Below are 23,951 nucleotides of genomic sequence, written 5' to 3'. Positions count from 1 at the left end.
CAGCTCTAGCAAGATCGCCGGCTTACGCATCGGGAGAACCCATGACAGGTCTGTATGTAGCTGCGCTCCTCATCGGAATCGTCGCCGGTTTACGCGCGATGACTCCACTGGCCGTATTGAGCTGGGCCGCATTCGCCAAATGCCTTCTCGTGGAAGGCACCTGGGCATCGTTTCTGGCGAGCCTGATCGTGGCCGTCGTCGCTACGGTGCTGGCGGTCGGCGAGATCGTCAACGACAAACTGCCCAAGACACCGAGCCGCAAGGCACCGCCCGCGTTCGCGGCACGGGTGGTGCTGGGCGCGTTCTACGGCGCGGTCTTCGGCACGCTGGCCGACGGCACCAGCCCCGGGCTCATCATCGGCCTGGTACTCGGCGCGGCCGGAGCGGTCATCGGCACGCTCGGCGGGGCGTGGGCACGCGGCCAGCTGGCCGGGGCCTTCGGTAAGGATCTGCCCGCCGCACTCACCGAGGACGCGGTCACCGTCGCTGCGGCCCTGGCGATCACCCTGGCGCTGGCCGCGTGAGCACTCACTTCGATGCCGTCGTCGTGGGCGCCGGTCAGGCCGGCCCGTCGCTGGCCGCCCGTTTGCGCGGCGCGGGGATGACGGTGGCGATCGTGGAGCGACACCTGTTCGGCGGTACCTGTGTCAATACCGGCTGCCGACCCACCAAGGCGCTCGTCGCCAGCGCGCATGCCGCCCACATGGCACGCGACGCGGCGCGCTGGGGAGTCGTCGTCGGCGGTTCGGTAGGTATGGACATGGCCCGGGTGAGAGAACGGAAGGATTCGGTGATTCTGCCGTCGCGCAACGGCGGCGAGAAGTGGCTCAAGGATCTCGGCTGCACGATCTACCACGAGCACGCTCGCTTCACATCCCCCACCGAATTGGCTGTGGGCGATGAAACCATCTCCGCCGAAAGGATTTTCCTGAACGTCGGCGGCCGCGCGGTGGTGCCGGACTGGCCCGGCATCGACGATGTTCCCGTCTTCACCAACAGCTCACTGATCGAGTACGACGACATCCCGGAACATCTGGTCGTGATCGGCGGCAGTTATGTCGGACTGGAATTCGCGCAGATCTACCGCCGGTTCGGCAGCCAGGTCACGGTGGTGCACCGCGGCCCACGGCTCGTGGAGCGCGAAGATCCGGCAGCGTCGGCGATCATTCAGGAGGTCCTGGAGCGTGAGGGAATCTCCTTCCGCCTCAACGCCTCCTGTATCAACTTGGCGCGCCACCACAGCGGGGTCGCCGTCGGCGTCGACTGCACGCACGGTGCACCCGAGGTGGTCGGGTCTCATGTGTTGGTGGCGGTGGGACGGCGGCCGAATACCGACGACTTGGGCCTGGAGAACGCCGGGGTGTCCACCGATGACCGTGGGTACGTCACGGTGGACGACCAGTTGCGCACGACCGCGCCGGGAATCTGGGCGCTGGGAGACTGCAACGGCCGTGGCGCATTCACCCACACCTCGTACAACGACTTCGAGATCGTCGCCGCGAACCTGCTCGACGACGATCCGCGCCGGGTCACCGACAGGCTCCCCTGCTATGCCTTGTACACCGATCCGCCGCTGGGCCGGGTGGGTATGACCGCGACGCAGGCCCGCGCGTCGGGGCGCTCCGTGCTTGTCGGGCACAAACCGATGAGCCAGGTGGGCCGCGCCATCGAGAAGGGCGAGACCGACGGCTACATGCAGGTTTTGGTCGATGCCGACACCGATCTCATTCTCGGCGCGACGATCCTCGGAGTGGGCGGCGATGAGGTGGTGCACTGCCTGCTCGATACGATGCAGTACGGCGTGCCCGCACGGCAGCTTCAGCGCACCGTGCATATCCATCCCACCGTGGCGGAGTTTCTGCCGACGGTCTTGGGTGAGCTTCAGCCGCTCGTTTGACCTCAAGCGCACGTGAGATTCTAGCCTCGGAGGCATGAGGATTCACGATGTGCAGATCACCGCGACCGACGTACCGAGCGCCGCACGCTTCTACTCCGAAACACTAGAATTACCAGTGGAACTGGACGCAGAAAGCGCCACGGTTCACATCGGCGAAAGCACACTGACGATGGTTCCCGGACCGGCGTATCACGGCGCACATCACATCGCCTTCACCATTCCTGCGGGAAGCCTGACGCCGGCCAAGCAATGGCTCTCGCAACGAGTGACCCTGCAGACCGACGGTCAATGGCACGACGAATTCGACTGTGCGCCCAACTGGCAGGCGCGCAGCCTCTACTTCGCCGGACCCGATGACGCGGTGCTCGAACTCATCGAACGCAACATCCTCGACAATCGGATCGAGCACCCCTTCGACGTCGGCGATATCCGATCTCTGAGTGAAGTCGGCTTCGGGGTTTCTGACGTGCTGCGCGCACAGGCCCTGATGCACGACACACTCGGACTGCTGCCGTTCGGACAACCGGGCCCCGGGTTCGGCCCGGTGGGCGATCACGACGGCCTGTTCATCCTGGTACCCACGGACATCACCTGGCGCCCGGAGAATCGGGTGCCACCGGCCGCCGCACCCACCGTCGTCACGGCCGATGTGCGTACCTCTCTGCGGATCGGCGAGCACTACCTCGTTCAACCGCAGTGATTCAGCCCGATCAGGAGCGTGAGTCGCGCCAGGCCAGCGGCGCGTCGAGCACCGACAGGTCGTAGTCGTTATCGGCGTCGATCCCGACGGTGAACAGTCTGGCGCCCACCTCGACGTACGCATCCGCCTCCGCCGAGGTGAGCCCGCGCGCGGGATCCAGTCCCCAGCTGGTGGAGCGTTCGATCTCGTTGTGGTCGCGGCCGATTCGGTCGGCCTCGGCAATCAGAATGTCGTTCTTGCGCCGGTAGGTGTCGATATCGCCGAACGCATGCCAGATGTGCGCGTGCCGGGCCACCAACGGAATGGTGCGCTTCTCACCGCCACCACCGATCAAGATCGGGATGGGACGGACCGGCTGCGGCAACAGCTGGCCCAATCGTTTCTCGATCCGGACTAGGCTGTCCTCAAACAGGTCGAAACGTGAACCGGCCGTTCCGAACTCGTATCCGTAGGTGGTGTAGTCCCTTTCGTACCAACCGGCACCGACCCCGAGAATCACCCGCCCGTCACTGATGTGATCGACGGTGCGCGCCATATCGGCCAACAGATCAGGATTGCGATATCCCACGCCCGTGACGAGCAGCCCGATCTCCACGCGCGAGGTGATCTCGGCCCATGATCCCAGCGCGGTCCAGCCCTCGAAGTTATTGACATCGGGTTGCACCTCATCGAGCACCACCCCGTTGCTGCTCAGGGTGCCGGCGGGCCAGTGGAAATGGTCGTAGCCGAAGATGACATCCGCACCTTTGTCTTCGGCACGAAGCACGGCATCTCGCCACTGCTTGTAGTTCTGTGCCTTGGCGGGCCGGAGCTGGATTCCAATGCGAATGCGATCAGTCACATCGCAGTCCAATTAATCGCTCGCCGCCGGTATTCCCGGACACTTACGCTGCCGCCATGGAACGCGTGCGGATCTCGTCGGGCACTGAGTGGGATGCGACGGTCGGATACTCGCGCGCGGTGCGGGTCGGCGGCCACATCGCCGTCGCCGGCACTACCGCGGCGCGGCCGGGTCAACCGCCGGTCGGAGGCGATGACATCGCCGAACAGACCCGCGAGGTGCTGCGCCGCATCGAGTCGGCGCTTAGCCAGGCGGGCGCGTCGTTGCGCGATGTCGTTCGCACCCGCATCTTTGTCACCGATATCGGACGGTGGCGTGAGGTGGGTTCGGCCCACGGCGCGTTTTTCGGCGATATCCGCCCGGCGGCCACGATGGTCGAAGTGTCGGCGCTCATCGACCCGGCGCTGCTCGTGGAGATCGAAGCCGACGCCATTGTCGACTAGTCGGGCAGATTGGTCAGACCACTAGACCTCTTACCAATTCCGGTGCTACGGTGGCGGCATGGCACTGCAGCCGATCGCCCGTCAGTCGATACCCGACGAGATATTCAGCCAGCTGGCGGCACAGGTCCTGACCGGTGACCGCACTCCCGGCGAAACCCTGCCCAGCGAGCGCGCCCTCGCCGAAGCCCTCGGGGTCTCGCGCACCGCCGTTCGCGAAGCTCTGGGCCGGCTGGAACGTTCGGGCCTGATTCACATCCGTCAGGGCGGGTCGACGGTGATCCGGGATTACCGCAGCGACGCCGGTTTCGATGTGCTGCCGCTACTACTCGCATACGGCGGAGATGTAGACCGCCGCACACTGGCCAGCGTCATCGAGGCTCGCGCCATCATCGGCCCCCAGGTCGCACGGTTGGCCGCACAACGGTCGGACCAAACCCCGGGTGTGGCCGAACGGCTGCGCGCGATGACCTCCGAGTTGGAATCGGAAAGCGATCCCCTACAACGGATGTGGCAGGCGCTCGGATTCTGGGAGCTGGTCATCGATACCGCCGATTCGATTGCCTTCCGATTGGTGTTCAACACCATGCGCGATTCATATGTGCGGGCGCTGGATGTACTGGTGAACGTCATGGCCGCCGAGGTCCGCGATATCGGCCACTATCGCGCACTCGCGCACGCCATCGCGACCAACGATCCCGATGCCGCGCAAACCGCCGCGGCCGCCATGCTCGCGTTGGGCACCAAGGCCTTTGACAAACTCCTGCACGATCTCCCGGAAGGCCCCACAGTGGAATCGGAGAACCGACAATGACCCGCACCGTACGCAAGCCGATGACCCTGCGTGATGCCCTTGCCGAATTCGTCAAACACCCCAGTCCATGGATGCTCCTGATATGGTCCGCCGCGCTGCTGGGCACGCGAATCATGTTGGGCAGCTGGACAATCGCCGATGTCATCATCCCCATCGCGCTCGTGGCCATCTCCCCCATAGCCGAATGGCTGATCCACGTCGGGATCCTGCATTGGCGGCCGCGCGCGCTGGGGCCGGTGAAAATCGACTCGCGGCTCGCCCGCGACCACCGTCTACATCATCAGGATCCACGGGACATTCCACTGGTGTTCATTCCATGGCCCAGCCTGATCGTGGTGATCGCCGGATTGACCGGGATCGCGCTGTTCGCGTTCCCGCGCACCGGGCTTGGGCTAACCTTCGCCCTCACCGTGGCGTTGTTCCTGGTGTTCTATGAGTGGACGCACTATCTCATCCACACCGATTACAAACCGCGACATGCGATCTACCGCGCAGTCTGGCGGAACCATCGGTACCACCACTTCAAGAACGAGAACTACTGGTTCACCGTCACCAGCTCAGGAACCGCCGACCGGATACTCGGAACCTATCCGGATCCACAGCAGGTCAAATCATCACCGACAGTGCGAAATCTGCACGCGCCCAGCATTACCGGCTAGTTTCCCGCACCGGGACCGCAGCTGGCGCCGGAATAGCCGGTCTGTTGATGATCCGGCCCATCATCATGATTGCGCGGTCTACTACCCGAATTTGTGACTACGAAGAAGCCCAACCCAACGATCAACAGCACGATCACCGTCGCAATGACGATGACGGCGGTCATCACGCCTCGGCTCGCTCCGGCCGTAATGCGAAGTAACGTAGCTTCTTTCCGAATGCGATCTGAAGTTCCCGACGGCCGCCGCGGCGCACCAGGGCGATATGGCGAAGTCCCTCGGAGACTTCGCGATCCATCACCCAGTCGCGCAGACGCGGCAGTTCATAGGAATAGTGGCGGAATTCCTTGGCATCGCACAACACACAGCACTGCATCGAATGCAGCAGCGCGTACTGCTCGAATTCGTACTCCCAGTTGGGTGTTTGCGCCAGCCACGGCACCGCCCTGGCGATGTCGTAACGTCGCTTGACCCGCAGCTGCCCACCCGCTGCCAGCGCCGTGTACTCATCAAAACCGGATGGGGCCTTGCCCGCCAACAGATCCGAGAGCACCGACAACTGGCGACGCCGCAGCATCTCGCGGTTGTCAAGCATGAACAACACCCGCCTTGATCGCCTGGCGGACAACCGAAAGGTCGGCACTCACGCTGGCTTCGTCGATCGACCCGTCACGCTCGATCAGCACGCCCAGGCCGTGCCCGGAGGTGAGCACCACCAGTTCGGTCAGCAGATCTGCCACCGGGTCGATGATGGTGTCGGCATGGGTATCCCAGTACAGGTCACCCTCCAAGCGGCCACCGGCGATGTGCACGTACGCGACGCGCTCGACGGGGAAACGACGCAGCAGCGCAATCGGATCGGTGCCCGAGGCCACGGCCGTCGCGTACAGGTTGGCAATATCGAGCACCAGCCAGCAGTCGGTGCGTCGCGACAGTTCACGCAGGTAGTCGGGCTCGCTGAGCTCATTCTCGGGCCACTGCAGGGTCGTGGCCACATTCTCCAGCGCCAACGGCACACCGAGGTCGTCTTGCACCCGGGACACGTTGTCCACCAGCACATCGAGAGCCAATGTGGTGCGCGGCGGAGCGATCAGGTGCCCGGCCTCGAGCACACCACTGTGCCGCCCGTTCTCAAAACCGGCCCGCACGAAAGCCACATGCTCGCTGACCATGGGGGCGTTCAGCTCGGCGGCCAGGGCAGCCAGGTGCTTGACGCGCTTGGCGTCCGGCAGGTCGGCTCCCGCAAGACCCAATGACACACCGTGTGGCACCACAACGGTGCCCGCCTCGCGCAGGCGCGTCAGTTCGAGAGGCAGCTGCCCGGGGCGGAAGTTCTCGGCGACGATCTCGGTGAACGAGAGGTTGAGCGAATCGTCGGTGATGGCGCCCTGGCTGAACATCGCAGCAAGCTCAGGCCGCCAGGAGGCGCCGACCGCGGGCTCGTCGGCCAGCACGGTCGTAAGCGGGTGATTTGAAGAGGCCACCGCGGTTACCCCCTTATCTCAAGACCGACGAACTAGGCCAGTCTAGCTACCACGTTGATAGCTTAGGAAGTGCTAGGTGCCAGCGGCTTAAAAAAGCCATCCGGTCCCGGCCGGAAATTCGCCACAGAAGTAACTGCGGCGGTCGGCAGCGGTCCGTACAGATGAGGAAAAAGCATCGATTCAGGGTCGCTGGGCACGCCTGGTTCCCAACGTACCGGAGAGTCAAGCAGATTCAGGGCAACAGACAATACGACCAGATCACACCTTCCGCGATACAAGCGGTTGGCGGGCAGGTGAACCTGATACGGCGCGGAGAGGTGAACAAATCCGGTTTCAGCCAGTGAACTGGGCCGATGCTCCCCTCGCGCACGCGCGGAGGCCCACTCCTGCGCCGTGCAGATGTGAACAAGTTCGGCTTCGTCGGGCGGCATCGACTGCATCACACCAGTATCTGATCCTCGTCCCACAGGTGGCCCATCGGCCCGCTCCAGCCCGGTCACGCACCGGACGTGAGCCGCGACACACCGAACACACATGGGGAACAACCGAAACCCCCCAAACGTCTGACAATGTACATATCAGGTACAAACGGAAGCGCCGAGCGGTTCACCGGACCGCAAAGCTCCGGAAGAGATACGGAGGAGCCATGAACGCAACTCTGACCAGTCCAGAGCTGACCAAGGCTGACCGCTGCGATCGTTGCGGAGCGGCTGCCCGAGTCCGCGCCACGCTTCCGTCGGGAGCCGAGCTGCTCTTTTGTCAGCACCACGCCAACGAGCACTCCGAGAAGCTGTCCGCGATGTCCGCCGTGCTGTACATCAGCGGCCCGCTCGAGGATTAGTCACCGCGGTTTCACCCCCAGTAGCCACCACTGACCATCCCATCAGGAATGCTGGTGTGGCCATGAGTGAGAAGCCGCGCCATGTCTCGATCGGTCGGGACGTCTTGCATGTGATGCGGCGGACTGCCGTAAAGAGTTGGGACGACTCTATTTTCGCGCAGTCGGCCCAAGCCGCCTTTTGGCAGGTGCTGTCACTACCGCCACTGCTGTTGGGCATCTTGGGTAGCTTGACGTTTGTCGGGCCGCTGTTCGGTCCGGACACGCTGCCCGAGATTCAGGAGCGCATCCTGCGGGTGGCCAACAGCGTGTTCAGCAAGAGTGTGGTCACCGAGATCATCGAGCCCACAATCGTCGACATCATGCGCGACGGGCGTGGCGAGGTGGTGTCGATCGGGTTCGTCATCTCGCTGTGGGCGGGGTCGTCGGCGATATCGAGTTTTGTGGACTCCGTGGTGGAGGCACATGACCAGACACCGCTGCGCCACCCCGTTCGTCAGCGGTTCTTTGCACTGGGGCTGTATGTCGCCGCGTTGGCCATGGCCGTCGTGACCTTGCCGGTGATCGCGCTGGGACCCAAGCGGATCGCCGGGGTGGTACCCGACTCGTGGAACGCAGTACTGCGATACGGCTACTTCCCGCTGCTGGGCATCGCACTGGTGGCCCTGGTGACGCTGCTGTACCGGGTATCCCTACCCCGACCGCTGCCTTCACACCGACTGTGGATCGGCGCGCTGCTCGCCGTGACATTCTTCGTGATCGCCAGTCTGGGGCTGCGGTTCTACCTGAACTGGATCACCGGGACCGGATACACCTACGGTGCGTTGGCCACCCCGATCGCGTTCCTGCTGTTCGCGTTCATGCTCGGATTCGCGATCGTGTTGGGCGCCGAACTCAATGCGGCGATCGAGGAGAATTGGCCGGCCGGGGCAACACACGCCCGGCAGCTGCGGGAATGGCTGAGCCCCAACAATGGCCAGAATGACCTGAATGGCCTGAATGGCCTGAATGGCAAGGAAGCCGATGATGGCGAGGCATCATCGGCCGACTCCCCCGAGGGCTGCTAGTCCCTCTTCATCATTTCGTAGATGCGCTTGCAGTCGGGGCAGACCGGCGAACCGGGCTTGGCCGAGCGAGTTACCGGGAAGACCTCACCGCACAGGGCGATCACATGGTTTCCCATGACCGCGCTCTCCACGATCTTGTCCTTCTTGACGTAGTGGAAGACCTTCGGCGTATCGCTATCGGTGCTCTCGTCGACGGTGGTGTCGGGACGCTCGATCGTCTGCGTGTCCATACCTCCATTGTGACATCCTGGACATATGAGAAAAGAGCTGTCGTTCGATGACGACGGCCGACCCGTACTCATCACCGCGGCCTCCGTCTCCGTGGAGGACCAGCATCGCGCTCGGGTACGCCGTTATCTGACGTTGATGGCGTTCCGGTTCCCGGCGCTCATCGGCGCCGGCTGGGCCTACAGCGTGTGGCACAACGGGTGGATATCGCTGGCCATTCTGGCCGCCTCCATCCCACTGCCGTGGATGGCGGTGCTGATCGCCAACGACCGGCCTCCCCGGAAGGCCGAGGAGCCACGCCGCTACGGACCTCAGACCCAGCATCATGCGCTTTTCCCCACCGCAGAGCGCAGAGCGATTGATCCCGCTTCTCCACCGCTACCGCACACCCCGCCAGAGGACTCCGCCGGCCCGTCTTAGGGACAGCTATGTCAATTCTCAGGACATTCTCAGCTGCCGACGACAAATCCGCAGGTCAATGACAGCGACGTTTGGGAACCTCAGGAACTTTCTGGGCCGACCGGGCGTTGCAACACATGAGACTTACGGATCAACTAGGAGGCAGCGATGGCAAACGCCACGACCCGTCCGGCCCGCACCACCGAGTCCGAAGACCTGGACGCTCAGAGTCCAGCCGCCGACCTCGTCAGGGTGTATTTGAACGGTATCGGCAAGACTGCTCTGCTCACCGCGGAGGACGAAGTCGAGCTGGCCAAACGGATTGAGGCGGGGCTGTACGCCCAGCACCTTCTCGACACCAAGAAACGCCTCGGCGAGGCCCGCAAGAAGGATCTGGCGGTGATTGTGCGCGAGGGCAACGCGGCGCGCAGCCACCTGCTGGAGGCCAACCTGCGTCTGGTCGTCTCGCTCGCCAAGCGCTACACCGGCCGCGGGATGCCGCTGCTGGACCTCATCCAGGAAGGCAACCTGGGTTTGATCCGCGCCATGGAGAAGTTCGATTACGCCAAGGGCTTCAAGTTCTCGACCTACGCCACCTGGTGGATTCGTCAGGCCATCACCCGTGGCATGGCCGATCAGAGCCGCACCATCCGCCTGCCTGTGCACCTGGTGGAGCAGGTGAACAAGCTGGCGCGCATCAAGCGTGAACTGCACCAGCGGCTCGGCCGTGAAGCCAGCGACGAGGAACTGGCCGAGGAGTCCGGCATTCCGGTGGAAAAGATCGGCGACCTGTTGGACCACAGCCGGGATCCGGTGAGCCTGGACATGCCGGTCGGGACCGATGAGGAAGCACCGCTGGGTGACTTCATCGAGGACACCGAGGCCATGTCGGCGGAAAACGCCGTCATCGCCGAGCTGCTGCACTCGGATGTGCGCAGCGTGCTGGCCACGTTGGACGAGCGCGAACAGCAGGTCATTCGGCTGCGCTACGGGCTCGATGACGGGCAGGCACGCACGCTGGATCAGATCGGCAAGCTGTTCGGGCTGTCCCGCGAGCGGGTGCGCCAGATCGAACGCGAAGTCATGACGAAGCTGCGCCACGGTGACCGCGCGGAGCGCCTGCGTTCGTACGCGAGCTAGGTGACCTACTACCCTGCCCTCGGGGCGCTGCGTTATGGAAGCGCAGCGCCCCGAATTGCGTTGTAGATCGGTAGACTGAGCACGACCGTAAGGGGCGAGTAGTGAACGATCTTGTCGATACGACTGAGATGTATCTGCGAACGATCTACGACCTCGAAGAAGAGGGCGTGGTGCCGCTGCGGGCCCGCATCGCCGAAAGGCTCGAGCAGAGCGGCCCGACGGTCAGTCAGACGGTGGCCCGTATGGAGCGCGACGGCCTGCTGAACGTCGCCGGTGACCGCCACCTCGAGCTCACCGACAAGGGGCGTGCGCTTGCGGTCTCCGTGATGCGTAAGCACCGTTTGGCCGAGTGCCTGCTGGTGGACATCATCGGGCTGCCGTGGGAGGACGTGCACGCCGAGGCATGCCGTTGGGAACACGTGATGAGCGAAGACGTCGAGCGTCGATTGCTCACGGTGCTCAACAACCCGACCACCTCACCGTTCGGCAATCCTATTCCCGGGCTCTCCGAACTCGGTGTGCCTGCCGACCGGTCCGAGAGTGCCAGCGCGGTACGACTCACCGACATCCCGTCGGGCCCTCAGGTCGCCGTGGTTGTGCGCAGGCTCGCCGAGCACGTGCAAGCCGATACCGGCCTGCTGTCCCGTCTGAAGGACGCCGGTGTCGTGCCGAACGCACGCGTCACCGTGGAGCCCTCCCCCGACGGCGTGATCATCATCATCCCCGGTCACGAGAGCGTCGAGCTGCCGCACGAGATGGCTCATGCCGTCATGGTCGAAAAGGTCTAACCACCCGCCGAATCTCTCTGGGCGGCAGGCTGATTCCCAACTCGTGGCCGAGCCGGAATCCCGTGTCGGCCAGGGTGCTGATCTCCGCGGGCCGCATCCCGGAATGCAGCGCCGATAGCAGCAGCTGCCCCAGTCGATGCTCTGGCTGAGCCGCGAGCGCCGCATCCAGAGAAACACCCGCCAGCGGTCCGTCGCCGCGCGTGTATGCGCTAAAACCCAGTAGCACCAGCGGCTCGGCGCGCCAGGGTGCGGGCAATAGCCGACTCAGCGCCAACCAAAGCCGCTCCACATCTGCGGCCAACACGCCGGCAGCCAACGCGCACACCGTGTCTCGAACACGCAGGACGGTCAGGGAACGCGCGATGGCGAGCATCTCTCGATTCGAGAGTGGCCGGAATTCGGCCACCTGGCACGCCGCCCGCACGATCCGATTCACGGCACGCCGGTCCGCCGCCGCATCGTCACGCTGCACCGGCAATGGGCGCCGCAGTGCCTCAGCCAGGGCGGCGGTGCGGCGAGTGTCGGTGGGCGCAATCAATGCCACGAGGTCTTCTCGGCGCCGATGCACTGTCCTGCCCGCCAACACCGCGGCCGCTGTCAGCGGCGAACACTGCGGATCATCGACGGGCCCACCGGCACCGCATCCGTCATAGCACCGCCACCATCCATCGGGGCCAACCCGGTCCACCACATGGCCGGCGGTCAGCGAAATACCCCGGCAATTAAGATGTTTAGCGAGCCGACGGATGATGCCGCCGGCCTCCAGATCGTCCAGGACCGCACTGATGACCACGGCGATCACTGCGTCGGCCGGCCCTGGGCCGAGCACCTCCCCCAACGCCTCGAAAGCCGCGTGCTCAGGATCGTCCAGGTCATGCAGATCCCTGCGCAGTATCGCCTCAACCAACCCATCGGCGAGCGTGACCACCACGAGGGAATCTTCGGGAATGAAGCCCAGCATCGCCGGAAGGGCGGCGATGAGGGCGGCGGGTCGGTTCAGTCGGAAGCCGGGGGTCCCGGGAATCAGTGATGTCATGGCCGGACAGTGACAGCGAGGGCCGTCATCGCGCCGACGGCGACCTCACGTCGTGACAGCGCCTCCGGGGATCTGTGGATATGGACGAAACTGTGGACAACGCACCCATGGCAGTGCGTCAGCGGTGCTGGGCAGGCCCGGAAGCGGGACGGTCACCGCAGGTCGGGTACCATCAAGGTGTCGGTAATCTTGCCGACCCTCAGGGCAGACCACTCGTTGGACGTTGGGCTTACCGCCCCGCCTCGATCCCGTCGCCTTCTCTGAGACTTCTCAGAGGATCCCATGTCTTCACTCGCAAGCGGTACTCCCTTTCTTCATGCGTCCGAACGGAGCGAAGGGAACCTTCCGGCAGCTCCCCTGCCGATGCCTGCCGGTTCCACCGCAATCGTCTACTGCGAAGGCCAATTCGGCGAGCAGGACGGCAAGACCGCCAACGGCCTGGTCCGGCACTCGGAGAAGTACGAGATCCTCAGCGTCATCGACAGCCTGCGGGCCGGAGTCGACGCCGGGCAATTCCTCGACGACACGGCGAACGGCATCCCGGTGCTGGCTTCGCTCGCCGAGTCCATCGCCCACGCCGGTCAGGTACCGGACTACCTGATCTGTGGGCTGGCCCCCGCCGACGGACTGCTGTCGAATGCGCAGCGGCTCGTACTGCTCGACGGCATCGCCCGCGGGATGCACATCATCAACGGCCTGCACGAGTTCCTCAACGACGATGCCGAGTTCGTGGCGGCAGCCGTGATCGCCGGCGTCACCATCACCGATGTACGCCAGCCGAAGGCCAAGCGCGACCTGCATCTGTTCTCCGGCAGGATCTTCGACGTCACCTGCCCCAGGATCGCGATCCTGGGTACGGACGGGGCGATCGGGAAGCGCACCACCGCCACCTTGCTAGTTCAGGCCCTCAATGCGCGCGGCATCAAGGCGGTCATGGTCGGCACCGGTCAGACCACCCTGATCCAGGGCGGGAAGTACGGCGTCGCGCTGGACGCGCTGGTCCCCCAGTTCTGCTCGGGTGAGGTCGAGCACCAAGTCGTCGCCGCGTTCGAAGGCGAGGATCCTGACGTAATCGTGGTCGAGGGCCAGGGCGCGCTCAGCCACCCCGCGTACATCACATCGGCTCACATCCTGCGTGGCAGCCGTCCGGCCGGCGTGATCGTCCAGCACGCGCCCAAGCGCAAGGTGCTCGGCGACTTCCCGATGGTGACGATGCCCACCGCGGCCAGCGAGATCGCACTGATCGAGGCGTTCGCCGACACCCGCGTCATCGGGGTCACGATCAATCATGAGGAAATGACCGACGAAGAGCTGAAAGATGCTATCTCCGAACATCATTCGGAGCTCGGACTCCCGGTCACAGACCCGCTGACACGCCCCTCATCGGATCTGGTCGACATGGTGTTGGCGGCCTTCCCGGTGCTTGCGGGAAAGCTCGAGAGGAAGCGCGCGGGGAAGGCCGACACGACGACCCGGGTGTGACGCTCCGGCTCGAGACCGATCTGGACAAGGTCGAGCAGAACACGCGGATACTGGTTGACCGGCTTGCCGGGGCCGGCATCAGGGTCACCGGCATCACCAAGGCCGTGTTGGGTTCGCCGGGAGTGGGCGCGGCAATGCTGCGCGGCGGCGCCCGTGGCCTCGGCGATTCCCGGATACCGAACCTCGCACGACTGGCCGACCTCGACCGATTGCCGCTACGCACGTTGATCCGCTCGCCCATGCTCAGCCAGGTGACGCGCATCGTTGACGTCGCCGACATCAGTCTGAATACCGAGGCCGTCGTGCTGGCGGCGCTCGATCAGGCCGCATCCCGGCAGAAACGGATACATGCCGTTGTACTCATGATCGAGCTAGGTGACCTGCGCGAGGGCATCGCACTGGGCGACGCCCCCGAGGCGGTGCGGGCCGTTCTCGGCCACTCTTCGCTGCGGCTTGCCGGGCTCGGCGCCAACCTCGCGTGCCAGAGCGGTGTCGTGCCCGACGACCGGAACATGGGCATCCTCACGGGGCTCGCGAACGACATCGAGTCGCTGCACGGGATCTCGCTCGACCTCGTCTCAGGCGGCAACTCGGCGAACCTGAACTGGGCGCTGCACACCGACGACGTCGGCCGGATCGACGAACTCCGCCTCGGCGAAGCCATCCTTCTCGGTGTCGACCCGCTGTACCGGACACCGATCCCCGGCCTTCACACGGACGCCTTCATCTTGAGCGCCGAGGTCATCGAGGTCGCGATGAAACCGGCCCAACCCTGGGGAGATCGTGCTCAGGCGGCCTTCGGCGAGGCACCGGTCCGCACCGGCAGCGCGACTGTGCACCAAGCAATCCTGGCCCTCGGCCGCCAGGATGTGGACCCCGATGGCCTGCAGCCACCCGAGGGCATCACGATCCTCGGGACGAGCAGCGACCACCTGGTCGTCGACCTCGGTGATCACTCCATCGCGGTCGGCGACGAGATCGACTTCGGTGTCGGCTACGGCACGCTCGTGCGGGCGATGACGTCGCCGTTCGTCACCAAGATCGAGCACCGGCAGTCAGCGATCAGCGGACGCTGTCGTGCACCTTGAGCACTGCGGCCGTGAAGGCCTGATCCAGTAGCACCGCGTCGGGCTCGATACCCTGAAATGTCATGTAGGTGGCCTGGATTCGTATATCGGCGATCTGCGCGATGAGCGACATGGTCGTCTGCGTGCCGCTACCCTTCGCCGCGGGTGCCACCGTTTGATTGATCGCGACCGAATCATCGGCGTTGATGGGCGGAGCCACTGCCTCCGACACCGTCACGGTGCTTTGGATCTGATCCGGACCACTGAAGGTGAACGAGGTGCACCGCTCCAGCTGAGACTTGTACGCGGCAAGCGGCTGCGGAACGCGCAGCACCGCGACCGTGATGGTCGAGTTGTCGGACTCGTTGGCGCCCACCGCCACCGCCGCGTCCTGGGGCACCGCCGGAAGAGGCGCCGGCGCGCAGGTCGTTGGGGCGACCGCGGCCGCATCGGGGACACCGCGAATATCGCGCAGCGCCACACCGGCCGCATCCGGATCCAGCGTGGTGGCGGGATATTGGTGCGGGAAATCCGCCGGCGCCAGCAGCAGCGGGCCCACCGGGCCCGCCGGTGCCCGCGCTGCGGTCGCGGTGGTCGGCAGCGGGGACGAGGCGGCGCCCGATGGCTCCACGGCCAACCCGTCGACCGCACGCGTGCACGCCGCAGCGGTGAGCGCGCAGCATCCAGCCACAACCATCGTCGCTACCAGCCGCGATGCCGTCACGGTCACATGCTGCCATCGGCACACCGTGGGTCCCAGGAGGCGCGCGCGAGATTCGGCTGGGACAACTGTTCACGTCGCCGTGACGCGGACGGCATGCACGATTCGACGAACCGGCGTATGAGTACACCCATGGCAGCAGACACCCCCACCTACGATCTCGTCGTCATCGGTTCCGGCCCCGGTGGACAGAAGGCCGCCATTGCCGCGGCCAAGCTGGGTAAGACGGTGGCAGTGGTCGAACGCGACAACATGCTCGGCGGTGTCTGCACCAATACCGGAACGATCCCGTCGAAGACGCTGCGCGAGGCGGTGCTCTACCTGACCGGTATGAACCAGCGCGAGCTGTACGGCGCGAGCTACCGAGTGAAGGCCAACATCACCCCGGAAGACCTGCTGGCCCGCACCGAGCACGTCATCCGCAAGGAAATCGAGGTGGTGCGCGCGCAGCTGCTGCGCAACCGCATCGACTTGATCAGCGGCGTCGCCCGTTTCGCCGACGAGCACACCGTGGTGGTGGAGGAACCCTCCCGCGGCGAGCGCACCACATTGCACGCCGAGTACGTCGTCATCGCGACCGGAACCAATCCGGCCCGGCCACACGGGGTGGCCTTCGACGAGAAACGCGTCTTGGATTCGGACGGCATCTTGAATCTGCGTTTCATTCCCGGGTCGATGGTCGTCGTGGGCGCCGGTGTCATCGGCATCGAGTACGCCTCCATGTTCGCCGCCCTGGGCACCAAGGTGACCGTGGTGGAGAAGCGTGACACCATGCTCGACTTCTGCGACCCGGAAGTCGTTGAGGCCCTTCGTTTTCACCTGCGCGATCTGGCGGTGACGTTCCGTTTCGGTGAGGAGGTCACTGCGGTGGCCGTCAACGACTCCGGCACCATGACCACGCTGGCGAGCGGAAAGCAGATTCCCGCCGACACCGTCATGTACTCCGCTGGACGGCAGGGCCAGACCGATCAGCTCGACCTCGTCAAGGCGGGGCTGGAGGCCGACAACCGCGGCCGGATCTGGGTCGACGCGAATTTCCAGACCAAGGTTGACCACATTTACGCGGTGGGCGATGTCATCGGGTTCCCGGCGCTGGCGGCCACCTCGATGGATCAGGGACGCCTGGCGGCCTATCACGCGTTTGGCGAACCGTCGAAGGGCATGACCGATCTGCAGCCGATCGGCATCTACTCCATCCCGGAGGTGTCCTATGTGGGTGCCACCGAGGTTGAGCTCACCAAGAATGCGATTCCCTACGAGGTGGGCATCTCGCGTTACCGCGAGCTGGCGCGCGGTCAGATCGCCGGGGATTCCTACGGCATGCTCAAGCTGCTGGTGTCCACCGAGGATCTCAAGCTGCTCGGAGTGCACATCTTCGGCTCCGATGCCACCGACCTGGTGCACATCGGGCAGGCGGTGATGGGCTGCGGCGGCACCGTCGAATACCTGGTAGACGCGGTTTTCAACTATCCGACGTTCTCGGAGGCATACAAGGTGGCCGCGCTCGATGTGATGAACAAGATTCGCGCACTCAACCAGTTCAAGGCCTGAGAGATTTCGCGCTCGGCGAATACGCTGCGCGCCTGGAATTCGCATCCCGCCTGGGCCGTTGAGCCCATAGGTACATTCGCCGTTTGCCTGCCGGTAAGGGACACTGGTGGGACGAGGACGCGAAGGGAGGCGTAACCATGAACAGCAATGAGGGCGCAGAGCCACAGCCGTACAAGCCGGACCAGGACGGTCTTCGCGCGAGCGGGTCATCCAGCATGTACGAGCTGGAATTTCCGGGCCCGCAGCTGGCATCTGCCGATGGCCGCGGCCCGGTTCTCGTGCACGCGCTACAGGGTTTCTCCGACTCCGGCCATGCCGTGAAGTTGGCCGCAGCGCATCTGCGCAACACGCTGGAGAGCGAGTTGGTGGCCTCATTCGCGATCGATGACCTGCTGGACTACCGCTCGCGCCGGCCGGTGATGACGTTCAAGAGTGATCACTTCACCGAATACGCCACTCCCGAGCTCAACCTGTACGCGCTCAAGGACACCAAGGGCACGCCATTCCTGCTGCTGGCCGGGCTTGAGCCGGATCTGAAATGGGAGCGGTTCGTCAACGCCATCCGGCTGTTGGCCGACCAGCTGGGCGTGCGCAAGACCATTGGGTTGGGCGCCATTCCGATGGCCGTTCCGCATACCCGGCCGATTACCCTGACCGCGCACGGCAACGACCGTAAGACGCTCGACGAGCATCCGGGCTGGATCGACGAGGTCCAGGTGCCGGGCAGCGCATCGAATCTGCTGGAATTCCGCCTGGCTCAGCACGGCCACGACGTGGTGGGCTTCGCCGTCCACGTTCCGCATTACCTGGCGCAGACCGACTATCCGGAGGCCTCGCAACGCCTGCTGGAGGAGGTGGCGCGGACCGGCGATCTGGATCTGCCGTTACAGGAGCTCACCGAGGCAGCCGCCAAGGTACGAAACCAGATCAACGATCAGGTGGAAGGCAGCGAGGAAGTGGCCCAGGTGGTCCAGGCACTGGAGCGCCAGTACGACGCCTTCGTCGCGGCACAGGAGAACCGCTCGTTGCTGGCACGGGATGAGGAGCTGCCCAGCGGCGACGAGTTGGCTGGCGAGTTCGAGCGATTCCTGGCCGAACAGGCCAAGTTCGGTGATGACCCGTCCGGGCAGTCGCCGGATGGCCCGATTCTCTAGCCCGGTTAAGCGCTCGCCGCGCCAAATTTGCGGCGAAGGGTGAAAATACTTCACATGAACCCTCCCCCGCGGCTGCTGCGTCCGGTGCCGGACGCCGAGCGCATCGACGGGGTCGGTGGCGACAACACCGATTCCGCCGCCGGCACACCGACGCAGCCGCGGCTGGCGTTCCGCACCATCCATGGCTATCGTCGCGCGTTCCGGATCGCCGGGTCCGGGCCGGTGCTGCTGCTCATCCACGGGATCGGCGACAACTCGGCGACATGGGACAGCGTGCACGCAAAGCTCGCCGAGCATTTCACCGTGATCGCCCCGGACCTGCTGGGGCACGGGCAGTCGGACAAACCGCGGGCCGACTACTCGGTTGCGGCCTATGCCAATGGCATGCGGGATCTGTTGGCCGTCCTGGACGTCGACAGAGTCACGGTCGTCGGACATTCGCTGGGCGGCGGCGTCGCGATGCAATTCACGTACCAGTTCCCGCACCTGGTGGAGCGACTCATCCTGGTCGCGCCGGGTGGGGTGACCAAGGACGTCAACATCGTATTGCGTTGCGCATCACTGCCGTTCATCGGAGATGCGCTGGGACTGTTGAGGTTGCCGTTGGCAATGCCCATGGTCCGGCTGACCGGTGCGGTGGCGCGGGCGACCTTCGGACGGGCGGGAATGGCTCGCGACATCCCCGACGTGCTGCGAGTTCTGGCCGACCTACCCGAACCCCGGGCCTCGGCCGCGTTCACCCGGACGCTGCGCGCCGTGGTGGACTGGCGCGGCCAGGTGGTGACCATGCTGGACCGATGTTATTTGACGGAATCTGTTCCTGTGCAGCTTATTTGGGGCAGTGACGACCTGGTTATCCCCGTCAGCCACGGGCATCTCGCCCATGCCGCGATGCCCGGCGCGACGCTCGAGATCTTCGACAAATCTGGGCATTTCCCGTTCCATGACGATCCCGAACGATTCATCGGCATCGTGCGCCAATTCATCGCATCGACAGAGCCCGGCGAATACAACGAGGACGAATTGCGCCGATTGTTGCGCACCGGGGTCACCGAACACGCCATCGGCGGGGCCGCACGCACCCGCATGGCGGTCCTCGACGCCATGGGCACAGACGAGCGCAGCGCCACATAACCTCGAGAGCTGAAGCGCCACCAAAGATTTGCCCTGTTCACGGGTACCGTCGCAGGTAGCGTATGCGGGACGTAGAGTCGAGGAATGAGCGTTGACGTCGCGGTTGTACGCGTATTCACCGACGAGACAGGCAACTTCGGCAATCCCTTGGGGATCGTCAACGGCGCCGACGTGGCGGCGCCGGATCGGCAGCAGATCGCTGCCCGGTTAGGTTTCAGCGAAACGGTTTTCGTCGATCTTCCAGCCGAAGGATCCAACACCGCACATCTACGGATCTTCACTCCGGCGGCCGAACTTCCCTTCGCCGGGCATCCGACAGTGGGGCTGGCGTGGTGGCTGCGCGAACGCGGAACACCGGTCAACACCCTGCAGGTTCCCGCGGGCGTGCTACCTGTGAGCTACGACGAGCGCACGTGGATACAGGCCCGGTCCGATTGGGCCCCGGAAACCGATTTCCACGAAACCGGCTCCCCTGCCGATGTGGAGGCCGCAGACCCCGCCGACTACGCGGACGAGCTGCTGCATTGCGTATGGGCGTGGCAGGACCGCGACGCCAGCCTGGTGCGATCACGGGTGTTCGCATCCGACCTGGGCGTCAGCGAGGACGAAGCGACCGGGTCCGTAGCGGCACGGATGACTGATTTGTTGAGCCGCGACCTGATCATCAATCAGGGCAAGGGATCGCAGATTCTCACGCAGTGGAGCCCTGAGGGCTGGGTGACGATCGGTGGCCGTGTTGTCGCCGACCAATCGCTCACATTGGATTAGAGCAACCGACACCGCGCCGCGGCAGGTCAGGATCCTGTTGGCGCGTCCCGATGCGCTCTCAGCGCGGCGATCTCACGTTCGAAGTCCTCGGCGGAGCTGAACCCTCGATACACCGAGGCGAAGCGCAGGTATGCAACCTCATCCAAGTCGCGCAACGGGCCAAGGATCGCCAGGCCCACCTCATTGCTAGGGATCTCCGGGGATCCGGCAGCCCGGACGGCGTCCTCAACCTGCTGGGCAAGCAGATTCAGCGCATCGTCGTCGACATCGCGGCCCTGGCAGGCCCGGCGTACCCCCTTGATGACCTTGTCACGACTGAACGGCTCGGTGACGCCGCTGCGCTTCACCACGGCCAGCACAGCGGTCTCCACGGTGGTGAAACGACGGCCGCACTCCGGGCACGATCGGCGGCGCCGTATCGCCTGGCCCTCGTCCGCCTCACGGGAATCGACAACGCGCGAGTCAGGATGACGGCAGAACGGACAGTGCATTACTGCTCCTTCGCCGGTTCTGAACTCCATGTCGTTGGCCCGGACGGGCTGACGCACCGCGCAGCGCGCCCAGACCGGTGTCGAGGATACCCGTGCTCCCGCACGCCTGAAGGTCACGTCCGTGCGCCGATCAGCCGACCGGGGAAACCAGCGTCTGACCGGCTTGCACTGTCGCCGAGTCGAGTTCATTGAGTTCACGAATCTTGGAAACCACCGCTGAGCGCGGTGCCTCCGGCGCAACACGCGAGGCCACGTCGGCCAGGGTCTCTCCAGGAGCGACCTGAACGACCGCCACACGATCCGGCACACCCGCTCCACCGACTCCTGCGGCGCTGACCTGGCCGAGCATCAACAGCCACATCGTCGCGACCGCAGCGCCCACCGCGACGACAAGGGTGGCTTTCAGGCTCACGGGGCGGCGACCATGCACTGCGGCCGAGACGCGGATACCGGTACCCCGGTACGCGACCGGCCGCCCGGCGGGCCGGCGGTAAGCGACGGTGCGCACCGGCAGTGCCCGACGCTGAGTCCGCGGATATTCCGCGCTGTACGCCCGTACTTGTGGCGCGCATTCGCGCGTCGTGTTCGCGCGGACGTGAGAACTACGTGGCGTGGCGAGAACGTTTGTGCTCATCTGCAATGCCTTCCTGTCCTGTCGATCGGTGTGCCCGTTCGCTCTTATGTTCGAATGTACTCGATCATGTGTTCGATATCCGAACATGTGATCGATTTGTAGCATTCACCACCGACAAGTGCCTCTGACCAGTGCAGATGCGCCGCTCAGCCGACCTGCCAGGCAGGATGCACGACACGCATCGAACACATGTTTGATAAATGTCGTCGACAGGTCTAGATTCGGGCCCATGAGCGATACACCCAGCAAGGGACCCGCCACCGGTTCACTGACCGAGCGCCAGCGGACCATCCTGGAGGTCATCCGCGCATCGGTGAATGAACGGGGCTACCCCCCGAGCATCCGCGAAATCGGAGACGCCGTCGGGCTCACCTCCACCTCATCGGTCGCCCATCAGCTACGCACCCTCGAACAGAAGGGATTCCTGCGGCGCGATCCCAATCGTCCGCGCGCCGTTGATGTTCGAGGACTCGAGGAAACCCGCGGTGCGTCGGTCACCAGTGACGTCATCGGCTCGGGCGACCTGCCGGAACCGACGTTCGTGCCGGTGCTGGGGCGCATCGCCGCCGGTGGTCCCATCCTGGCCGAGGAGGCCGTCGAGGATGTGTTCCCGCTCCCCCGTGAGCTCGTCGGCGAGGGCTCGTTGTTCCTGCTCAAGGTCGTCGGTGAGTCGATGGTCGACGCAGCGATCTGCGATGGCGACTGGGTGGTGGTTCGCCAGCAGAACGTCGCCGACAACGGCGATATCGTGGCGGCGATGATCGACGGCGAAGCGACCGTCAAGACGTTCAAGCGGACGGCGGGTCAGGTCTGGCTGATGCCGCACAACCCTTTGTTTGAACCGATTCCCGGTAACGACGCCGCCATCCTCGGCAAGGTTGTCACCGTTATCCGGAAGATCTAGGCCTGTCCGGGCGGTGGCCCGGGCGCGGAATCATCATCCGCATGACCGTCCGAGGACGGTAGAAATAGCTGGAAATACGCAACGTCCTGCCAGCTGCCAAGCTTGTAGCCAATCCTGCGGTAGAGCGCAACCTGCTCGAATCCCATTGCCAGGTGCAGCTTTTCGCTCGCGCCATTGGGCACTACGACACCCGCCAGCACCGTGCGATAACCAAGATCGCGAAGCCGGTCAAGCAATGCCGTGTACAGCCGGCGGCCCGCGCCGCGCTGGCGTCGCGCACCATCGACATACACGCTGACCTCACAGGCCCATTGGTAAGCCGAGCGTGACTTCCAGGGCACCGCATAGGCATACCCGAGAATTTCCCCGCCATCCTCGGCGACGAGCCAGGCGTGGCGGTGGGCCGCCGTCTGGATGCGTTCGGCAAGAACGACATCCGACGGCGGCACCTCCTCAAACGAAATAGCCGTGTCGGTCACATACGGCGCATAGATCGCCGCACACGCGGCCGCGTCGGCGGCCGTGGCGTCACGAATATGCATGGGCGACTAGAGCGAACGCCCGATGATCTCCTTCATGATCTCGGTGGTTCCGCCGTAGATCGTCTGGATACGGGAGTCCATGTACGCCCGGGCCACCGGGTACTCACGCATGAAGCCGTAACCACCGTGCAGCTGCAAGCAGCGGTCGATCAGGTGGACCTGCTTCTCGGTGCTGTACCACTTGGCCATCGCGGCCTGCTCGACACTCAATTCCTTCTTGTTGAGCAGCGTGATGAACTCGTCGACCATGATCCGGATCATCGTGGCATCGGTGGCGAGTTCCGCCAGCACAAAGCGGCTGTTCTGGAAGCTCTTGATGGGCTTGCCAAACGCCTTACGTTCGGACGTGTACTGGATCGTCGCCTCAAGCATGGTTTCCATCGCGGCGGCCGCTACGACGGCAATCGACATGCGCTCCTGGGGCAAGTTCTGCATGAGGTAGATGAAGCCCTGCCCCTCGTCACCCAACAGGTTGGCGGCGGGCACGCGGACATCGGTGAAGGACAGCTCGGCGGTGTCCTGTGCGTCAAGGCCCATCTTGTCGAGCTTGCGGCCGCGCTCAAAGCCCTCCATGCCGCGCTCCACGACGATGAGGCTGAAGCCCAGCGCACCCTTCTCGGGGTCGGTCTGTGCGACCACGATGACCAGATCGGCGTTGATGCCATTGGTGATGAAGGTCTTGGACCCATTGAGAATGTAATGATCGCCGTCCTTGACGGCGCGAGTCTTGATGCCCTGCAGGTCACTACCGGTGCCCGGCTCGGTCATGGCGATTGCCGAGATCAGCTCGCCGGAACAGAATCCCGGGAACCAGCGGGCCTTCTGCTCGTCGTTGGCCAAATCCCGGAAGTACGGACCCGCGACATCGTTGTGCAAAGTGAAACCGATACCCGACTGGCGAGCCTTGGTGATCTCTTCGCCAATGATGGCGTTGTAGCGGAAATCGACGAGTCCGCCGCCGCCGAACTCCTCGGGCATGTCAGTGCCCAGGAAGCCCTGTTTGCCGGCCTCGACCCAGAGAGAGCGGTCGACGATCTTGTTCTCGTCCCACTCCTCCCGGTACGGCTCGGCATGCCGTTCCAGGAAGGTCTTGAACGACTCGCGGAACAGTTCGTGCTCGGGTTCGAAAATGGTGCGTTTGAACTTGACGGCGCCGGCCATGATCACCTTCCGGT

Annotated in this window: 30 protein-coding genes; 18 read left to right on the top strand and 12 right to left on the bottom strand. The window is 64.5% G+C overall.

What is annotated here, in order from left to right; genetic code table 11:
• Positions 1-41: 41 nt before the first annotated feature.
• Genes B4393_RS14015 through B4393_RS14005 form a run of 3 tightly spaced genes read left to right on the top strand, consistent with a single transcriptional unit; the run spans position 42 to position 2,597 of the window.
• Positions 42-524, top strand: a complete 483-nt coding sequence (locus tag B4393_RS14015; protein ID WP_078334626.1) for a DUF4126 domain-containing protein — start codon at positions 42-44, stop codon at positions 522-524.
• Entirely contained in the window at positions 521-1,897 is a 1,377-nt protein-coding gene (locus B4393_RS14010; RefSeq protein ID WP_078334625.1) for an FAD-containing oxidoreductase, read from the top strand. The genes B4393_RS14015 and B4393_RS14010 overlap by 4 nt, the downstream gene beginning before the upstream one ends.
• A 34-nt stretch (positions 1,898-1,931) precedes the next feature.
• On the top strand, positions 1,932-2,597 hold the full coding sequence (locus B4393_RS14005) for a VOC family protein (RefSeq protein WP_078334624.1): 666 nt from the start codon (positions 1,932-1,934) through the stop codon (positions 2,595-2,597).
• A gap of 10 nt (positions 2,598-2,607) precedes the next feature.
• Here the strand turns inward: B4393_RS14005 and B4393_RS14000 are convergent, their stop codons facing one another.
• The gene (locus tag B4393_RS14000) at positions 2,608-3,438 is read right to left on the bottom strand and encodes an LLM class F420-dependent oxidoreductase (RefSeq protein ID WP_078334623.1); all 831 of its coding nucleotides are present in this window, start codon (positions 3,436-3,438) and stop codon (positions 2,608-2,610) included.
• 56 nt (positions 3,439-3,494) lie between these two features.
• Between B4393_RS14000 and B4393_RS13995 the strand changes: the two genes are divergently transcribed.
• Genes B4393_RS13995 through B4393_RS13985 form a run of 3 tightly spaced genes read left to right on the top strand, consistent with a single transcriptional unit; the run spans position 3,495 to position 5,351 of the window.
• A complete protein-coding gene (locus B4393_RS13995) occupies positions 3,495-3,881 on the top strand; it encodes a RidA family protein (RefSeq protein ID WP_078334622.1) in 387 nt (128 codons plus the stop codon).
• 58 nt (positions 3,882-3,939) lie between these two features.
• Entirely contained in the window at positions 3,940-4,692 is a 753-nt protein-coding gene (locus B4393_RS13990; protein ID WP_078334621.1) for a FadR/GntR family transcriptional regulator, read from the top strand.
• The gene (locus tag B4393_RS13985) at positions 4,689-5,351 is read left to right on the top strand and encodes a sterol desaturase family protein (protein WP_078334620.1); all 663 of its coding nucleotides are present in this window, start codon (positions 4,689-4,691) and stop codon (positions 5,349-5,351) included. Before B4393_RS13990 ends, B4393_RS13985 begins: the two co-directional genes overlap by 4 nt.
• Here the strand turns inward: B4393_RS13985 and B4393_RS27210 are convergent.
• From B4393_RS27210 to B4393_RS13970, 4 genes are all read right to left on the bottom strand, one after another.
• On the bottom strand, positions 5,348-5,515 hold the full coding sequence (locus tag B4393_RS27210) for a hypothetical protein (RefSeq protein WP_109558288.1): 168 nt from the start codon (positions 5,513-5,515) through the stop codon (positions 5,348-5,350). The genes B4393_RS13985 and B4393_RS27210 overlap by 4 nt on opposite strands.
• Positions 5,515-5,943, bottom strand: coding sequence for a hypothetical protein (locus tag B4393_RS13980; protein WP_078334619.1), 429 nt, complete (start codon positions 5,941-5,943; stop codon positions 5,515-5,517). Before B4393_RS13980 ends, B4393_RS27210 begins: the two co-directional genes overlap by 1 nt.
• A complete protein-coding gene (locus B4393_RS13975; protein WP_078334618.1) occupies positions 5,936-6,832 on the bottom strand; it encodes a multinuclear nonheme iron-dependent oxidase in 897 nt (298 codons plus the stop codon). Before B4393_RS13975 ends, B4393_RS13980 begins: the two co-directional genes overlap by 8 nt.
• Before the next feature lie 62 nt (positions 6,833-6,894).
• Positions 6,895-7,272, bottom strand: coding sequence for a DUF952 domain-containing protein (locus tag B4393_RS13970; protein WP_078334617.1), 378 nt, complete (start codon positions 7,270-7,272; stop codon positions 6,895-6,897).
• 206 nt (positions 7,273-7,478) lie between these two features.
• Here B4393_RS13970 and B4393_RS13965 point away from each other — a divergent pair, with 206 nt between their 5' ends.
• Both B4393_RS13965 and B4393_RS13960 read left to right on the top strand, forming a co-directional pair.
• Complete coding sequence (locus B4393_RS13965) at positions 7,479-7,673, top strand: DUF7455 domain-containing protein (RefSeq protein WP_070939383.1); 195 nt, start codon at positions 7,479-7,481, stop codon at positions 7,671-7,673.
• A gap of 62 nt (positions 7,674-7,735) precedes the next feature.
• The gene (locus tag B4393_RS13960) at positions 7,736-8,737 is read left to right on the top strand and encodes a YihY/virulence factor BrkB family protein (RefSeq protein ID WP_078334616.1); all 1,002 of its coding nucleotides are present in this window, start codon (positions 7,736-7,738) and stop codon (positions 8,735-8,737) included.
• On the opposite strand, the gene B4393_RS13955 is transcribed toward B4393_RS13960, so the two are convergent.
• The gene (locus tag B4393_RS13955; RefSeq protein WP_070939381.1) at positions 8,734-8,967 is read right to left on the bottom strand and encodes a DUF3039 domain-containing protein; all 234 of its coding nucleotides are present in this window, start codon (positions 8,965-8,967) and stop codon (positions 8,734-8,736) included. The genes B4393_RS13960 and B4393_RS13955 overlap by 4 nt on opposite strands.
• Positions 8,968-8,992: 25 nt before the next feature.
• Between B4393_RS13955 and B4393_RS13950 the strand changes: the two genes are divergently transcribed.
• The 3 genes from B4393_RS13950 (at position 8,993) to B4393_RS13940 (ending at position 11,292) form a co-directional block, all read left to right on the top strand.
• Positions 8,993-9,385 (top strand): DUF3099 domain-containing protein, encoded by a 393-nt coding sequence (locus B4393_RS13950; RefSeq protein ID WP_070939380.1) that lies wholly within the window; start codon positions 8,993-8,995, stop codon positions 9,383-9,385.
• A gap of 147 nt (positions 9,386-9,532) precedes the next feature.
• Entirely contained in the window at positions 9,533-10,504 is a 972-nt protein-coding gene (locus B4393_RS13945) for a sigma-70 family RNA polymerase sigma factor (RefSeq protein ID WP_043077981.1), read from the top strand.
• Positions 10,505-10,605: 101 nt separating this feature from the next.
• Positions 10,606-11,292, top strand: a complete 687-nt coding sequence (locus B4393_RS13940; protein WP_070939378.1) for a metal-dependent transcriptional regulator — start codon at positions 10,606-10,608, stop codon at positions 11,290-11,292.
• On the opposite strand, the gene B4393_RS13935 is transcribed toward B4393_RS13940, so the two are convergent.
• Positions 11,273-12,328 (bottom strand): DUF4192 domain-containing protein, encoded by a 1,056-nt coding sequence (locus B4393_RS13935; protein ID WP_078334615.1) that lies wholly within the window; start codon positions 12,326-12,328, stop codon positions 11,273-11,275. The two genes, B4393_RS13940 and B4393_RS13935, sit on opposite strands and share 20 nt — an antisense overlap.
• A gap of 282 nt (positions 12,329-12,610) precedes the next feature.
• Here B4393_RS13935 and B4393_RS13930 point away from each other — a divergent pair, with 282 nt between their 5' ends.
• The gene (locus tag B4393_RS13930; protein ID WP_204985572.1) at positions 12,611-13,810 is read left to right on the top strand and encodes a DUF1611 domain-containing protein; all 1,200 of its coding nucleotides are present in this window, start codon (positions 12,611-12,613) and stop codon (positions 13,808-13,810) included.
• Positions 13,807-14,898 carry an alanine/ornithine racemase family PLP-dependent enzyme gene (locus tag B4393_RS13925; RefSeq protein WP_078334613.1) on the top strand — a complete coding sequence of 364 codons (1,092 nt, stop codon included), beginning with the start codon at positions 13,807-13,809 and terminating at the stop codon, positions 14,896-14,898. Before B4393_RS13930 ends, B4393_RS13925 begins: the two co-directional genes overlap by 4 nt.
• Here the strand turns inward: B4393_RS13925 and B4393_RS13920 are convergent.
• Complete coding sequence (locus B4393_RS13920; RefSeq protein WP_078334612.1) at positions 14,873-15,607, bottom strand: hypothetical protein; 735 nt, start codon at positions 15,605-15,607, stop codon at positions 14,873-14,875. The two genes, B4393_RS13925 and B4393_RS13920, sit on opposite strands and share 26 nt — an antisense overlap.
• 123 nt (positions 15,608-15,730) lie before the next feature.
• Here B4393_RS13920 and sthA point away from each other — a divergent pair, with 123 nt between their 5' ends.
• The 4 genes from sthA to B4393_RS13900 all read left to right on the top strand — a co-directional run bounded on the left by sthA (position 15,731) and on the right by B4393_RS13900 (position 20,205).
• A complete protein-coding gene (gene sthA, locus B4393_RS13915; protein ID WP_232783684.1) occupies positions 15,731-17,149 on the top strand; it encodes a Si-specific NAD(P)(+) transhydrogenase in 1,419 nt (472 codons plus the stop codon).
• Positions 17,150-17,286: 137 nt separating this feature from the next.
• Positions 17,287-18,303, top strand: coding sequence for a proteasome assembly chaperone family protein (locus B4393_RS13910; protein ID WP_070940088.1), 1,017 nt, complete (start codon positions 17,287-17,289; stop codon positions 18,301-18,303).
• 54 nt (positions 18,304-18,357) lie between these two features.
• On the top strand, positions 18,358-19,437 hold the full coding sequence (locus B4393_RS13905) for an alpha/beta fold hydrolase (protein ID WP_109420984.1): 1,080 nt from the start codon (positions 18,358-18,360) through the stop codon (positions 19,435-19,437).
• A gap of 84 nt (positions 19,438-19,521) precedes the next feature.
• On the top strand, positions 19,522-20,205 hold the full coding sequence (locus B4393_RS13900; RefSeq protein WP_078334611.1) for a PhzF family phenazine biosynthesis protein: 684 nt from the start codon (positions 19,522-19,524) through the stop codon (positions 20,203-20,205).
• A 26-nt stretch (positions 20,206-20,231) separates the two neighbouring features.
• On the opposite strand, the gene nrdR is transcribed toward B4393_RS13900, so the two are convergent.
• Together nrdR and B4393_RS13890 are read right to left on the bottom strand one after the other, a co-directional pair.
• Positions 20,232-20,696, bottom strand: a complete 465-nt coding sequence (gene nrdR, locus B4393_RS13895; protein ID WP_030093814.1) for a transcriptional regulator NrdR — start codon at positions 20,694-20,696, stop codon at positions 20,232-20,234.
• 130 nt (positions 20,697-20,826) lie between these two features.
• Positions 20,827-21,330, bottom strand: a complete 504-nt coding sequence (locus B4393_RS13890) for a LysM peptidoglycan-binding domain-containing protein (RefSeq protein WP_070940090.1) — start codon at positions 21,328-21,330, stop codon at positions 20,827-20,829.
• Between the two features lie 229 nt (positions 21,331-21,559).
• Here B4393_RS13890 and lexA point away from each other — a divergent pair, with 229 nt between their 5' ends.
• A complete protein-coding gene (gene lexA, locus B4393_RS13885) occupies positions 21,560-22,234 on the top strand; it encodes a transcriptional repressor LexA (protein WP_078334610.1) in 675 nt (224 codons plus the stop codon).
• On the opposite strand, the gene B4393_RS13880 is transcribed toward lexA, so the two are convergent.
• Positions 22,231-22,776: a GNAT family N-acetyltransferase gene (locus B4393_RS13880; RefSeq protein WP_078334609.1), complete on the bottom strand. Its 546-nt coding sequence runs from the start codon at positions 22,774-22,776 to the stop codon at positions 22,231-22,233. The genes lexA and B4393_RS13880 overlap by 4 nt on opposite strands.
• A gap of 6 nt (positions 22,777-22,782) precedes the next feature.
• Positions 22,783-23,937, bottom strand: coding sequence for an acyl-CoA dehydrogenase family protein (locus tag B4393_RS13875; RefSeq protein ID WP_070940249.1), 1,155 nt, complete (start codon positions 23,935-23,937; stop codon positions 22,783-22,785).
• Positions 23,938-23,951 lie beyond the last annotated feature (14 nt).

This window comes from Mycobacteroides franklinii (assembly GCF_002013895.1).
Classification (GTDB): domain Bacteria; phylum Actinomycetota; class Actinomycetes; order Mycobacteriales; family Mycobacteriaceae; genus Mycobacterium; species Mycobacterium franklinii.
The sequence above is the reverse complement of the archived record's forward strand: the minus strand, read 5'-3'. Positions and strand labels throughout refer to the sequence as shown.

What these genes read in the sequence shown, in the direction of transcription:
- B4393_RS13955 (WP_070939381.1), bottom strand. Translation starts at nt 8,967, where the DNA reads ATGGACACGCAGACGATCGAGCGTCCCGACACCACCGTCGACGAGAGC.
- B4393_RS27210 (WP_109558288.1), bottom strand. Translation starts at nt 5,515, where the DNA reads ATGACCGCCGTCATCGTCATTGCGACGGTGATCGTGCTGTTGATCGTT.
- B4393_RS13900 (WP_078334611.1), top strand. Translation starts at nt 19,522, where the DNA reads ATGAGCGTTGACGTCGCGGTTGTACGCGTATTCACCGACGAGACAGGC.
- B4393_RS13980 (WP_078334619.1), bottom strand. Translation starts at nt 5,943, where the DNA reads ATGCTTGACAACCGCGAGATGCTGCGGCGTCGCCAGTTGTCGGTGCTC.
- B4393_RS13910 (WP_070940088.1), top strand. Translation starts at nt 17,287, where the DNA reads ATGAACAGCAATGAGGGCGCAGAGCCACAGCCGTACAAGCCGGACCAG.
- B4393_RS13995 (WP_078334622.1), top strand. Translation starts at nt 3,495, where the DNA reads ATGGAACGCGTGCGGATCTCGTCGGGCACTGAGTGGGATGCGACGGTC.
- B4393_RS13945 (WP_043077981.1), top strand. Translation starts at nt 9,533, where the DNA reads ATGGCAAACGCCACGACCCGTCCGGCCCGCACCACCGAGTCCGAAGAC.
- B4393_RS13905 (WP_109420984.1), top strand. Translation starts at nt 18,358, where the DNA reads ATGAACCCTCCCCCGCGGCTGCTGCGTCCGGTGCCGGACGCCGAGCGC.
- B4393_RS13890 (WP_070940090.1), bottom strand. Translation starts at nt 21,330, where the DNA reads ATGAGCACAAACGTTCTCGCCACGCCACGTAGTTCTCACGTCCGCGCG.
- B4393_RS14015 (WP_078334626.1), top strand. Translation starts at nt 42, where the DNA reads ATGACAGGTCTGTATGTAGCTGCGCTCCTCATCGGAATCGTCGCCGGT.
- B4393_RS13935 (WP_078334615.1), bottom strand. Translation starts at nt 12,328, where the DNA reads ATGACATCACTGATTCCCGGGACCCCCGGCTTCCGACTGAACCGACCC.
- B4393_RS13970 (WP_078334617.1), bottom strand. Translation starts at nt 7,272, where the DNA reads ATGCAGTCGATGCCGCCCGACGAAGCCGAACTTGTTCACATCTGCACG.
- B4393_RS13990 (WP_078334621.1), top strand. Translation starts at nt 3,940, where the DNA reads ATGGCACTGCAGCCGATCGCCCGTCAGTCGATACCCGACGAGATATTC.
- nrdR (WP_030093814.1), bottom strand. Translation starts at nt 20,696, where the DNA reads ATGCACTGTCCGTTCTGCCGTCATCCTGACTCGCGCGTTGTCGATTCC.
- B4393_RS13960 (WP_078334616.1), top strand. Translation starts at nt 7,736, where the DNA reads ATGAGTGAGAAGCCGCGCCATGTCTCGATCGGTCGGGACGTCTTGCAT.
- B4393_RS13875 (WP_070940249.1), bottom strand. Translation starts at nt 23,937, where the DNA reads ATGGCCGGCGCCGTCAAGTTCAAACGCACCATTTTCGAACCCGAGCAC.
- B4393_RS13950 (WP_070939380.1), top strand. Translation starts at nt 8,993, where the DNA reads ATGAGAAAAGAGCTGTCGTTCGATGACGACGGCCGACCCGTACTCATC.
- sthA (WP_232783684.1), top strand. Translation starts at nt 15,731, where the DNA reads ATGGCAGCAGACACCCCCACCTACGATCTCGTCGTCATCGGTTCCGGC.
- B4393_RS14005 (WP_078334624.1), top strand. Translation starts at nt 1,932, where the DNA reads ATGAGGATTCACGATGTGCAGATCACCGCGACCGACGTACCGAGCGCC.
- B4393_RS13880 (WP_078334609.1), bottom strand. Translation starts at nt 22,776, where the DNA reads ATGCATATTCGTGACGCCACGGCCGCCGACGCGGCCGCGTGTGCGGCG.
- B4393_RS13985 (WP_078334620.1), top strand. Translation starts at nt 4,689, where the DNA reads ATGACCCGCACCGTACGCAAGCCGATGACCCTGCGTGATGCCCTTGCC.
- lexA (WP_078334610.1), top strand. Translation starts at nt 21,560, where the DNA reads ATGAGCGATACACCCAGCAAGGGACCCGCCACCGGTTCACTGACCGAG.
- B4393_RS13930 (WP_204985572.1), top strand. Translation starts at nt 12,611, where the DNA reads ATGTCTTCACTCGCAAGCGGTACTCCCTTTCTTCATGCGTCCGAACGG.
- B4393_RS13965 (WP_070939383.1), top strand. Translation starts at nt 7,479, where the DNA reads ATGAACGCAACTCTGACCAGTCCAGAGCTGACCAAGGCTGACCGCTGC.